The organism is Microbulbifer taiwanensis (assembly GCF_014904815.1).
GTDB classification, from domain to species: domain Bacteria; phylum Pseudomonadota; class Gammaproteobacteria; order Pseudomonadales; family Cellvibrionaceae; genus Microbulbifer; species Microbulbifer taiwanensis.
The window spans coordinates 94445-107963 of sequence record NZ_JACZFR010000032.1; the positions used below are offsets into that span (position 1 = coordinate 94445).

The window sequence follows — 13519 nt, forward strand, 5'->3', positions numbered from 1 at the left end:
CCAGCGAAAATCACTGGATTTGGACTCAAATTGTCGCCGGGTCCTACGTTTGGCTTGGCCTGTTTAACAATTTTATTGCATAAAAGACGCCCGCTTTACCGGGGGACTTACTCTATTCTGTCGCAGAGTCAAAACTAAGACTCCAGAACCCGCCTTCCCAACATCCAGGTCTCGACCATGAGCAAATACCGACATCATCTCCCCCAGCTAGACGGCGCCATGTTCCTCACAGACGGCGGAATGGAGACAACCCTCGTTTTCCAGCAAGGTCTGGAGCTTCCCCAGTTCGCTGCGTTCTATTTGCTCCTTAGCGAGGAGGGTATCGCGATACTGCGTAACTACTATCGCAGCTACCTGCGTATCGCCGAGCACCATCGCTGTGGCTTTGTCTTGGAATCGCCGACTTGGCGCGCCAGCCCGGACTGGATTAGAAAAGTCAATTGCGGCGGCAAAACCCTGGCAGATATAAATCGGCGAGCAATCGGTCTAATGCTTGAGCTCAGGGGTGAATTTGAATCTGCGGGCTCCCCCATCGTCGTCAGTGGTAATATCGGTCCGCGCGGCGATGGCTACATGCCGGGTGCAATGATGAGCATCGAAGAGGCCAGGCAATACCATGCTCCCCAGATAGAAATCTTTGCACAAACGGATGCAGATATGGCCTCCGCACTGACTCTCAACTATGTCGATGAGGCCATAGGTGTGGCCCTGGCGGCTAAAGGTGCAGGAATTCCCATAGCGATTTCTTTTACTGTGGAAACCGACGGTCGCCTGCCGGACGGCTCAAGTCTAGCAGATGCCATTACGCGCACGGACGAGGCAGCCGGAGGCTTTGTGCCCTATTTTATGATTAATTGCGCCCATCCGAATCACTTTGCGAGCACATTAATGGGGGGCGGTGACTGGCGCCACCGAGTGGGCTGCATTCGCGCGAATGCATCAGCGAAAAGCCACGCAGAGCTAGACGAGAGCACCACCCTCGACGAAGGGGACCCTGATGCTCTCGGCAGCCAGTACAAACAGCTGTTGGAATCCATGCCCTGGTTGAAAGTACTCGGCGGCTGCTGTGGAACCGATTGCCGCCATCTGGAGTCCATCGCAAGCCGCTGCTTGTAGAACCCTGTCTATTCTTCGGAAGCCGTTGAAAACTCCATCGCGCCCCGGGCCGCCCCTGCACGGTTCCCCCAACACCATGCATGAGCGCCCAGCGGGCGCGGCCATCGCGAAGTAGTCGGTCCTTATAGCCCCCCCATTGACCCGGAACCACCGGTCCGCCCCGATACTGGCACAAAAGAACAAGAAATTTTCCAATAAAATCAATTGGTTGCGCCATCATCGTGGCGAACGGCCAGTCTCGCATTACTCCGACCCATGCCACACTGTGACGACGCCAGGAACTAGTTAATTTTTAGGCATCTAGAACGGAATCTCGGAGGTCCTGGTATGAAAGTTCTAATTATCGGAAATATCGGCTCGGGTAAAAAAGCGATGGCCGAGCAACTGATTGGCCGAGAAAATATTGCATTGCTCCCTTTGGATGAACTGACCAACAGCTGTGAACAGACAGGCAACACGCTGGAGGAGGGCCTGAACATGCTGCGCAACGTGCTCGAAGATCATACGGATTGGGTTGTTGAATGCGCAAACAGTGACCTAGCCGAAGTGGCGCTGCCCTATTGCGAAGAGCTCCGCTATATCAGTCAAGGAGTGACGGGGAATCCCAGCAACGACAATGCAGGGGAAGAGATCTACAGCTCCAAGCGCTACCGCGAGCTGTTCGAAAGCTTCGCCGGACTCAAAACGGAATACAACGGCGATACTTAAAATACGGAACCTACCGCGGCTTCCAAGATGGAAGCCGTGTCTCTTTCAGTACCCTCCAAACCACCTAGCGAGAGTCAGACTGTCTAAGCTGAAAATCGGCACGAAAAGCCCCATCAAAATAATGCAATTGAGGCACAAGATGGCGTAACGGCCGGTCTGCACGGTTAACGGCAGAACCAGCATAACGACAACATATACCGACGCCTAAATTACAAACGACAGAAGCAGAAATTACGCGGAGGTGCCAGTCATGAGAATCCTGATTATCGGATGTACTGGATCCGGAAAAAGCGCAATGGCTCAACGCCTGGTCGGGCTAAAAGACATTGCTTGGTTATCCCTGGACGAACTCTACTGGGACAACAAGGCCAATGGAAAATACCTAGTAGACAGTCTCAGCGCCCTTTACGAGTTTGCGGAGTGGAATGAGAATTGGGTGATCGAGGGCTGCCAGTGCGATCTCGTTCAGGCAGCGATGGGCTTCTGCGAAGAACTGCGCTTCATGAACCCTGGGTGTGAGGCATGTGTAAGCCGCTGCATAAACAAGCCTCGGAATAACAAGCATAGAGATGAGACCAGTAAGGAAGAAACGCCGCTTGATCGGATCATTGCTTCAGTTGGACAGTATGAATACAGGCGGGATGGTTTCGGCCTTGACAAGCACAAGGCGCTGTTTGACAGCTTCGTCGGAGCGAAGAAGGAATACACAGTGGTGATTTGAGTCGGCGGTATGCCTGGGCCGCCAGAAACGACGGCCCCCGCCAAAGCCCCCTCCTACCGACTTGGCGGCACCACTCACCCCAGTTTCCAAGGAAGGTATTCTCACCCAGTAAATAAACCTGTCCGCGAAGATAGACCTTCATAAGCGCCCCCGTTCTAGGGGCGCCGACTACCAGCTTTACTGCACATTGGCAAATGACAGAGGCATCATACACACTATGGCTTGACTTCTACGGAGGTGCGATACCTGGACTCAGAGCTAGTCCCTCCCCCCACTAGTCCCACTGCCGCCCTTAAAGTAGTTAATAGCCCTCCTCCATATCGGCCAAGCTGCCCCCCCCCTGCGCTTGGAAGGGCCGGTCGGGAAAAGCTATATGAGCTATCCCAACCGAAGCCACCGCCGAAACCGCTAAATCCCCCTAGCGGCAGCAGGTTTCCGCTTTGGTCAGCAAAGTAGCCGACAGGAGGTAGGCCTATATCGCCGCCGTCACCGGGTACAGATTCGATATTGCTGCGACCGGTACGCCTATCCATTCTCGATACAGTCGGATCATAAGCGAGAGACTCCCCCCCTTGAAGATCCACTGGACGCGGCTCTAAGTGCAGCAAACCGTTCACAAAAGCAGACGATGGCACTACTGCGACCCCCGGTGTATGGAGCATATCTCCATTCGTATAAGCGGTTGTCTGTATATTCATTATTCTCTGCTGGCATTCAGGGCCACTACCTGGGACGCATTTCAGGTTAACAATCGGTCCGAAAGGCAACTGGCCTTTAGCGAGGTTAGATGCCTGTACCCCAATACCTACCTCAGACTCCATGCCCACGTCGTCGGGTGCATATTTACTGGTAAATCCAAGCTTGAGCGGTTCGAACCCAATCCCCCCTGAATCCAGCTGACCATTCAATACACTGGCGCCCACTCCTACTCCATATCGATTACCGGTTCTAGTATCGGCAGAAAATACAGTTCCGCTGAATCCAGTGACAGAATACTCAAAACCCAGAACTTTATAGTTTCCCCTGGCCAGAGGGAAACCGACATAATCGAAGTCCAATAGCGCTGTGCCCATTGCCATGCCGCCGGGGTTGTCACTTGGTTCTAGCACCTTGACATTTTGTGTAACGGGGTCAAGACCGCTGCTGTCATTGAAGACAATCGGGTTGTTCCAAGCATAGTGATACGGGTTGGCCTTGATCGCGGACCGAGGAATTGCCAGCGGATCCCGCTGCAGGAAACGACCGATTTCAGCATCATAAACGCGCGGACCCATCCGGTACAATTTGTCGTACATACGACAACCGCCACTAGCAGGAAGCGGGTTGCAGACGTCCGTACCGTGCCAGCGGCGCTGGTTCACCGCTGTGTGGCCGGGTTCAATGCGTTCAGTCGGTTTTCCGTAGGGGCTATATGAACTGAAACTCGACTCAAGGCCAGCATCATCCAGAGTAGTATTGGCTGAATTGGTTTGGAAACCGGCATAGTAAAGCTCTGAAGCCTCAGTGGTACCGCGAAGCGAGGCGCCACTGGGCAAGGTACTTTCCCAGATTACGCTTTCTCCATTTTCCCCGCCTCGGCGCTGCCCCACCGATCCAAGTTGGAACATCGTTTCTCCGAGTGCGTGATCTCTGCGCTCGCTGACACTGCCGTCACCAGCGTAGCGATAACTGATCTGCTCATTGAGCGTTAGCTTTATTTTCGTAATCTCATTCAAATCGTTATACCAAAGTTGCCGTTCAGCGTTGCTAAGCGGATCTCGATACTTGACGAGATTACCCCGCCGATCGTACTCAAAAGTACAAAGTTCGTTCGATACTGTCGACTGCTCGGGGCCAGATTCGAAGCCGATTTCATAGCGACAAATTTTGTCCATATCGTCTTGCCGGGGAATGAAACGCGTATAAACACTCGAATCCTGGGAGTGGTCGACCGTATCTTGTAAATTTCCCAATGAGTCGTAGGCATACTCATAATCATGAGTCCAAGAATTGTTCAGGGTATCCTTTTGCTTGAATCCTATAAGTTGATTCAAGTCGTTGTACCAATAACCTTGATGTATGCTACCTGAGGCAACCGCAGTGAGCGCCAGCTTGGACTCCACGCGTTCGCTAGTGACGCTTTTCAGGCGTCCCAGGTAGTTTCCAAAGTGAATGCGGCGGATGGGCCCATCTCCAGCAGCCACTCCCGGAAGAGTCTCGTAAACGTACTCGAGCCGACGATGGCCGCTGGTTCCATATTGGAACTCCCTAACTGAGCTATTACCGAGTACCGACTTGAGAGGGCGCCCCCACGGATCCATGGTCACAATATTTTTCAACGTCGATGAAATCAATCCAAAGTTGTACTCGGCCGCGCGCACTCGACCAGCGCTGTCATAGCGAAAATTGATAAGCTCTTCCGCCATATCGGTCGCGCTGGAGCGACGCTTCTGCCCACCTATGCGAGACAGGCCGTCGTACTCCCACTCCACCTCCGATATCAGGCTCGCACCCATAGAATGCCGGGTCATTGACCTGCGGCCAAATGCATCGTACTCAAATTCGACGATTGGCGATTGACTTCTCTCTATCGCGCGTAGATGTCCCGCACCAGTCTGCCCATCTCCTATATAAGAGTAACGGGCTCCCCAGATGTTGGGGGTCAGCCTGAACAACCCGTCGTCTGTGAGAAGTTCCCAGCGCTTCAGCCTACCGAATCCGTCGTGCTCATACCCCTTCCAACTCACGCCAAGTTCGGCATTGACGGAGGCCTGCCCCACTTTATTCATATTTCCCCATTCATCGTAACGGAAATGAATAGGTTCTATTCCATCGCTGGCGAACAGGGTTGTCCGGCCCAGACCATCGTGTTCATACTGCCAAGTCAACGCCTGCCCCGGGAAATTCAGTTCCTCCGTATCCCGGTAGCGGGAAACATACTGGAGATTTCCGAACTGATCGTAATCGAGACGCATAAGGTCCCGGGCGTTATCTTTCCCCGACAGCCAACTTCTACGCTCAGCCAGCTGTCCAGTTGCACCATAGATACTGACCTCCATGGAAATATCCTGTGGATCATCAGATGCGAGGGAATACGGGGAGATCGAGATTTTCTTGCGCTGCCCCATTTGAAAAGTCATCAGCGAGCAATGGCTAATCAGTTCACGGCCTCCATCGGTTACAGGGAATACGTAACTGGTGGACGGCGTGCCAATCTCGATCGTTTCTTTCTCAATAACTTTCTCTACAAGAGGCGGACTCTTCTGTACACCGGGTGCAGTAACTACACAGAATGGGTCGCTACTCAGATCTGCATGGTGGTACGTGGACACCAACTCATCTTCTTTCTCGCCGACTACAAATGGATGATTGATATGGCTTACACGGCCCTGCCCATCGTATTCAGCACTCCACACAGCCAACCTGGCGTCGCCGTAGTCCGGGTCTTCTCCCAAATACTTGTCAATCCGGGCCAGGCGACCAAATATATCAAAGCGTTGTTCGGTCCAAAGCTCCCCATCGACAGCTGTGCCCTGAGCATAGTCTTCCAGAGGATACCACTTTTCAAAGCGACGCAATCTCAGCTTTCTCCCAGCATGGTCCGGGCTGTCCTCACCTAGATACTCGATCGCGCTGATAATTTGCGGTGCTCCACCGGAATGTCCGGGACTGGATATCGCGGTGGTTGTGCGTCGCCCGTAGCGGTCGTAACCAAAGAGAGTGCTGACATTGGTATTGAGATCAGTCAGCGACGCCAGCCTGTAACTGCCTGTCTCGTAATTCATTGCCTCCCTCTTTGCAAAGTTGCTGACGTCGGATGCCCTGACACTCCGGCGAACCGGGACCATCTGGAAATTATCGTAGTCGATCTCCGTAGTCCGAACCACGCTTTTTGTACTGATCGGGTTGTGGTTTCTGGTCGTAACTCTCAATGCTTGGCCATAAACGTTGCGATACTCAACAGCTCCTTCATTGACACTGCGCAAATATGTGGGGCTCGACGGAATTGTCCCATTATGGGTCCTAAAACGGGTTTCTATTGTCTCGACATAGGGGAACAATCGGTATTCCCCAGCCACTTCCTGTTCGCTCCCTTCGTAGTAAAAAGTTTTTTCCCTTTCGACCTTACCTGAACAGTCATCTACAGTTAATTTGGCCAATAGGTTCAACGGCTGGAATTCCTTATCCTTCCATTGATCATGGTTAGACTGGGCGTACTCATAGTGGGTGCAGAAGTCATCTTCTGCATCGCGGTAATCTCCCTGATTCTTGACCCGCAGCGGTCTTCCTCGATCGTCCCATTCCTCTACGAGGGTCTGACGCTTAACGTTGCGAAGGTAGGGATCGACAATGTGGAAGCTTTCGCTGTGATCTCTGGCCAAGTACGCCGACGCCTCGAACTCACGCTCACTGCGAACCACCAGGATACCCTGGTCGGCACAGGTTCTGGATGCAACGGGAGTTTCTGCCTGACCTATTCCCCCGTAGGGGAAATCGAGCCGCTCGCATCGCCCGTTGTCGTAGTGTTCGGGCGGCAGGTCGTCCCAGCTCGGCGGATAAAGGTATGCTTCGATGGTATTGTCATTGTTGCCGGTATAATAAACATCACCGTCAAAACTTCCGGTCATATATTGCATTAGCAGGTCCCGGGCGCTGAAGAAGTATCCTTCGTAGCTTCTTACCTGGTCGCGGGTTCCGACCAGCCAATCGCGCGTTATCGGGTCAAAGCTGTTGTTACGGCGGATTACGACCTGCCCCTTCCCCTTGACCTGCCCCAGTTGTGTGCCCGACGTTTGGGTCTTGCCGCGCACTTCCGCGGTATAGAGATAGCCTGTGGGCACAAACCGCTCCGTGTAGGTATCGTAGCGCATTGCGTTGTCACCGTAGGCATAGTAGGTTGGCTCCTGCAGTTTTTCTCCCGGCGCGCCCAGGCCCCCTATTGGTCGGCTCCACTCCAGCACAATTTCTGCAAATGGCACCTGATGTTTGCCCCAGGGGTCTCGCTTGGCATTGGTATATCGGTATTCCATGCCCGCACCGAATCCGTCGGTAACGCGAATCAGCTTGCCGGCATTCCATAAGCCCCTGTCCTCAACGCTCCCACCAGTACCGATGATTACCGGTTTTCGGATACGCAGCTCGCTGCCGACAATACGAGCTCGATCTGGGAGGCCGCTGCCGGTGACATCAACCAGCATCTCCTGCACTCTCGCACTGTCATCGCAACCGGCATCGCTGTCAAAGGTGCCCTTGGACGACTTCTCGGCAACATGGTAATTGACCATTACTCGGCCACCCGTCCCCAGGCGACTGGCAGAATCCGGCAGGCCATCCCCATTTCGATCCATCCAGTTTGCATAGCTCACGATAGACGGGTTCTGTGGCGACGGTGTCTGCGCCGGGTCGTTTAGGTGGTGGGGATGGCGCCGACCAGAAGCGTTGCAAACGGGCAGACGCGCCAGCTGCTCTGTTCTCCCAGCCTGAGCGTGTACACGTTGATCGAGGAAGCCGTCGCCGGTGCCCAACTGTGCGCCACCGCTGCTGTGCAGTAGGTCCGGAAAGCCATCCCCATTCGCCTCTACTAGGCCGCAAACCCGAAGGGTCCTACGCTCATTGACCCCTTCCTCGCCGTCGCTGGTCCAGCGCTGGACACCGCCACAGGCGCCGATCGAGTTCACTAGCGGAGCTCGGGACTGCGCGAACAGTCTGCCACCGGTAATCGATTGCGGCCCAAGGCGCGCCCCGGCGACATTGTAGTGCACATTCAGCGCGCGTTTCGGGGGCGTGTTAATGCCCCGAGTAAAGCCCTGCCAACGCACAGACAAGTCCTCAACATAACAGTTGTAGCCATCAGTGGGTTTCAGGTCGCGGCGACGACCACCGTACCACGAGTAGCAATCCCCATACGCAGATAGTTGGAAGCCAGTACACTCTACAGCGCCATCGGAATAGCAATCGAGAAATCGACTGTGGCTCTGCGACATCTGCTGCTCAATGAGAGTGCTATCGCCTTGGGGCTTTGGTAATACCACTGGAGCCACACTGGATCTATAGTGTTCCCACGGCGGCTCTGCCGACGCGGAAAAAACATCCGGTTCGCAATCCTGGCCGAATAGGCCCAATGCCCTGCACTCTGCATCGGGAATAGATTTCTGTAGGCTCTTCGGCGTCCAGCCGCCAACGAATTGAAAGCCCTGAGGCCAATCGATACTCACCAAGTCGGGATAGCTGTCGCCATTGATATCCCTGGTGTCAATAACGACGTAGGAATCAGACTTCTGGTCCAGGCTCCAGGTAATGTCAGCGGCAGTATTTCTCTCCCAGGCGCAGGACGCCAGTGGCATTGAAAGAGGATCCAGCACGTCGAGGTCAGTGCAGAAGTTCCCTAAATTCCATCCAAAATAGTCAAACGCCCTGGCCTGAGCCAACTCCATACCAGACAGGGTCCAGGACAACGGAAATCGGTCGCCGGAAATCCAGCCGTTATCGATGGTCAGATTACTTTCATCCAGCCTCACCTTCTCCCGCCATTCTTCAACCAAGTGGTCCACTGGTATACGGGTCTTCATCCAGTAAATGGGATAGTCGCCGCTGGGGCCGAACTCCGGGGAAGTATCCTGCCGGTGGCTGGGTGGCGTATTGATGTAGGCCACCCATTCACCGGGAGTTCGGGCATCCACAAGATCCAGGCGGCCGTCCCCGTTCAAATCCTGCAGGCGAACATAATCCACAGAGGAAGTAGCCAGCCCATCCGATTCGGCGACATCCGTGGTGTAACGCAGATTGAGCGGTAGCTTGCCACCGCCAACCTCGCTCATGTCGAAATTCCCTTCGCTGAACAGGTTCACCGACTCTTCAAAGTCCAAACTGGAATCCGTGGATCGGTTGCGAGCGAGTTTAAGTTCGCCATCGTCAGTGCTGCGGTACACCAGATCGGGGAGGCCATCGCCAGTCAAGTCGACAAAAGCAGTCCAGCTCTTTTCCAACGTTGCCGCCGGGAAAGAAAACCTATGCCTGAGGCCTGGGGGAGTAGTGCTATGCGTCTCTTCAACGCTATAGGACCAATAGGCCCGGGTAATATCGGTATCCTCGGGCAGCTCCGGAGATACGCCGTCTGCGGTGGTTACCTGTTGACCAACGGCAGGCACAGTCACATATTCAACATCTGAGAAACTCGGCTTCATATCGGCCGGCAGCACCGCCGGATCCATCCACTGCTCGTCGGGATCATAAGCCAAGGCACCGCCGCCATCCGTGAAATCGGCGTAGTCGTAGCGCGCCAGGGGCAATGGTGCGCCCGCTTCTCCTTCGCGACCGTGCCGATCGACACCGCGCAAACGCGGCTGCTTGAGATCCGGATCGACATCGTAGTCAAGTACCAGTTGCGCCTGGGAAACCAACGGTACGGCACAGCCCTGGGATCGGGACAGCAAATCGATCCGCTCTAGCACCCGGGTGACCACCGTCGACTTATAAGAGTCGCCGGCGGAAGCCGCCGTACGGACGTCAAGGACGCCGTCTGCGATAGGACCACTCTCGCTATCCAGGCCCAATTCGCTGGGCTGCCGGTAAACCAGGTCTACCACGCTCGCCGGACAGCTGGTCTGTTCGCTTCCCGGCAGATGGTTATAACGAAGCTGGTTCAGGCGAATCTCTACAGAACCCTCCTGGCTGGCAACGTCATAACCCAGTACTACCCGGCTGTCGGACTTCCGTTCATACTCCATCGGAATACCAGCCAGTAGCCAGCGATTGAAAGACACAGCGTGATCAATTCGAACAAGATAATAGGTGTCAGGATTTGTACCGGCTATGCGCTCGAAGCGATATTCCATTATTCCATGGCGCAATACCCATAAATCGGGGCCTTCCCTGAGCAGCTCCGATCCCAGAGACCGATCCCTTGCCACATAGCGGCTTGCATCCAGCGAAGCTGGCACGAAGTCAATTGCTGCACCATTGATTGAGACATGGAGATTCAATGGGACATCGCCACTTTCCAATGGCAAACGGCCGGCTGGGGTCCTGCTTTCCCTGACGTAGCTCAAGGGGACCTCCCAACCCAGTCCGGCCGCTCCGGCGCGCGATCCGCCACCGTGGACAACACTCAAAGGCAACGGGAGGCCGACGCGCTCAGGCATTAACCCCAAGGGTAATGAAATTCCCGGGGTCGAGCTCCCGGGCACCGCATTGGTCGCTAGCGCGGCCTGAGGCTCCACAACCTGCGCGGATACCACACCGCAGCTGCTCGCCAGCCACACCAGCAGAAGCGCCACTCTCCTGGAGGCTCCGACTCTGAAAAGTTGATGCAAAACCATTCCGTTTCACCTTTATTTCTGATCCGCAATAGCGGAGACTGACCGAAAAGATTAGGAAAAAATCCTATCAGAGGCGAACGCATATACGGGAAGTCGAGAAGGCCAGGAAAGGGACATTTGGCCGTGAACTCATCTATGAAGCCCCCCGGTAAACCGGCGAAAGGACTTGCGCGAGCGAAACCACTGCAGACTGGAACGCCGAGAAAACTGTCAGCCGAGCAATCCCCGAAAGAAATGGTCCAATAGCAGTGGGCACGACTTCCACTATCCAGACGCCAATAACGGGAGTTCCACTGTGATGTTTAAAACGAGAATACTGAACTGCGCTTACGCAGAGGAAAAACCGCGGAATCACCGGCACCGAACGCTTGCGCGCGTCATAGGACGCAAGAGCGCTTCTACCGCCAACACTAGGCGCCAGGTACCGGCTTAAGCCGCGGTTGAGGAAAATGACCCCGCAAGGTCTCCGGGATCCTAGTGAGCGCCGTCAGAATCCGCCCACCAAATCATGGTTGCAAACTCCTGGGAAGGCTCAAACCGAACGCGGCGAATCTTCAACTGCGCCGTCGTTTTTCCGAGCGGGAACCAAGCCCCCCACTTTGGTTAAGAACTGACGACCGCCCGCGCAGGACAGCCCACCGATTACTACCACTGCGGCAATGTTGGCGCAACCGCAAAGCCGGTCTCTGTTTCCGGACTGGAGTTGCGCAATATCCGCATTCGCTCACGACTTCGAACCAGGAAAACTGTTTCAGAAGAGTCCAGGTTTACAGCGACGCGATGCTTGGCACTGGGCCTGGAAATCCGTTTACAATCGGACATCGGCCGGATCTCCACCCCGCCCTGTCGGGCGAAAGTGGCCATGCGATACATCTTTTCTGTTTCTACTACGCCTCTTATGAACCCAAGAGCCGCGAGATCCTCGACGCAGGTAAAGCGCTATTCCGACTGTTGGCTTGCTGGTGCTCACGGCGACGCTGGCAAGCCAGAGACGGGCCGTATACCTCTTGAATAGCCTCTCCAACGAGTCGACGAATCCTCAACCAAGCAATCGTAGCCGTCTCCGGGTTTCAGGTCTCCGCGGCGGCCGCCATACCAGGAGTAGCATTCCTGATACGCCTGAATTTCGAGCGCAGCGCAATACAAATTGCCGTTCTCGAAGCACCCGATATAACGATCATATTCTTCCCGCAACTCCACTTCAATCTGTGTGAGTGAGTCGCTGTTTAACGACTCCGGCTTGGGTAACACTACCTCCCCAGGCCCCGGATGGAAACCCGCGTAGTGATTCCACGGCGTCTTGGCCGGCGCAACGAAGACATCCGGCTCACAGTCCTGACCAAACGGCTCCAGGTCTCGGCACTCAGGCTCCTGCACAGCAATCCGTAACTCCTCCGGCTCCCATCCTCTAACAAAACGAAATCCTGGCGACCACTCGACGCCGGCGACATCCAGAACGGCATCGTCGTCTACCCCGCGCAGGGCGATTATTTTATACGAGCGGGGAGAACCATCCACAGTCCAGGCAACGTCCTTCGAAGGTTTTCTTTCCCAAGCGCAGGCCTGCCCGGGATACTCCAGTGGAAAAAGCGGGCTCAAATAGCTACAATCGAGACTCAATCCGCTGAACTTGTAGGCCCTGGCCTCAGCCATCTCGATACCCGACAGCGTCCAGGAAAGCGGAAAGCGAGCGCCGGAGATCCAGCCATTCTCAAAGCCGCTCCCGCTATCACCCACTGAAACCCGTGCTCGCCACTCTTCAACCAGGTAATTGACAGGGGCCTCAATTTTCTCCCAATAAATAAGGGCGCTACCCCCGGAAGGCCTATTAAGATAGATGATCCAATGCCCTGGATTGCGGGCATCCACGACATCCGTTCTGCCATCGCGATTCACATCTTGCAAGCCGATATAGTCCACGGATGACATTGCGGTCCCTGAGGATCCGATAAGGTCAAATGAGATCTGAAGCTTTAGCGGTAATTTACCATTGCCAACCTCGCTTAGAACGAAGTTTCCTTCGCCAAACAAGTCAACAGGATCAGCGTATTCGTGCTCAGAAACGCTGCCAATATTCTCGCTCAGTCTTAAATCACCGTCTCTGTAAAATACCAGGTCTCGCCGCCCATCTCCTGTCATGTCGACAACGGCCGACCAGTACTCAGTTGCCACTGCCGGTGGAAAGTATACGGTGTGATAATAATAGTTTCCGTCTCCACCAGTAGTAGCAGACGCCCAATAAGAGCGACGCAGATCCTCAAAATTGACGCCCGAGTCTTCAACCTCGAGTTCCTGACCAATAGGCACTGCCAGTTCTTCCGACATATAATCGAAGTGGGTTCTGATCATTGCAGAGTAAGAAGGAGGCTCCACTCTCTGACCTAAAACACCAATAGAAAGTAAGATTGGAACCAAAGAACTCATGATATATCCTTTATCTGATCTTTATAAAAAGCGCGCATCAGAGCGAGACTCATCTTTAAATTCAAGAGATGCTCAACCACTCTATATCGGTGACCAGTGCCATGGCATCCGGCAAAGAATCCGTTTGTAATAGCGCGACCGCCAATTTCTGTAATAGACTTCCGGATCAATCTTGGCCCCAAATTGAGCTTCGATCTCAGATCGTCTATTTTCAGCCATAACCGACGACACTGGTCGACTAAAAACTGCTAGC

General features: G+C 54.4%; 5 protein-coding genes. 3 read left to right on the forward strand and 2 right to left on the reverse strand.

The genetic code is table 11. The features are described 5' to 3' along the window. Positions 1 to 177 precede the first annotated feature (177 nt). The 3 genes from IG627_RS12700 to IG627_RS12710 all read left to right on the forward strand — a co-directional run bounded on the left by IG627_RS12700 (position 178) and on the right by IG627_RS12710 (position 2545). Complete coding sequence (locus IG627_RS12700; protein WP_193192743.1) at positions 178 to 1116, forward strand: homocysteine S-methyltransferase family protein; 939 nt, start codon at positions 178 to 180, stop codon at positions 1114 to 1116. Positions 1117 to 1443: 327 nt separating this feature from the next. Then, the gene (locus IG627_RS12705) at positions 1444 to 1824 is read left to right on the forward strand and encodes a P-loop NTPase family protein (protein WP_193192744.1); all 381 of its coding nucleotides are present in this window, start codon (positions 1444 to 1446) and stop codon (positions 1822 to 1824) included. Between the two features lie 295 nt (positions 1825 to 2119). Then, positions 2120 to 2545: a hypothetical protein gene (locus IG627_RS12710; RefSeq protein WP_226865036.1), complete on the forward strand. Its 426-nt coding sequence runs from the start codon at positions 2120 to 2122 to the stop codon at positions 2543 to 2545. A 215-nt stretch (positions 2546 to 2760) separates the two neighbouring features. On the opposite strand, the gene IG627_RS12715 is transcribed toward IG627_RS12710, so the two are convergent. Further along, entirely contained in the window at positions 2761 to 10572 is a 7812-nt protein-coding gene (locus IG627_RS12715; RefSeq protein ID WP_226865037.1) for an RHS repeat-associated core domain-containing protein, read from the reverse strand. Between the two features lie 1236 nt (positions 10573 to 11808). Next, a complete protein-coding gene (locus IG627_RS12720; protein ID WP_193192747.1) occupies positions 11809 to 13266 on the reverse strand; it encodes a hypothetical protein in 1458 nt (485 codons plus the stop codon). Between the last annotated feature and the right edge of the window lie 253 nt (positions 13267 to 13519).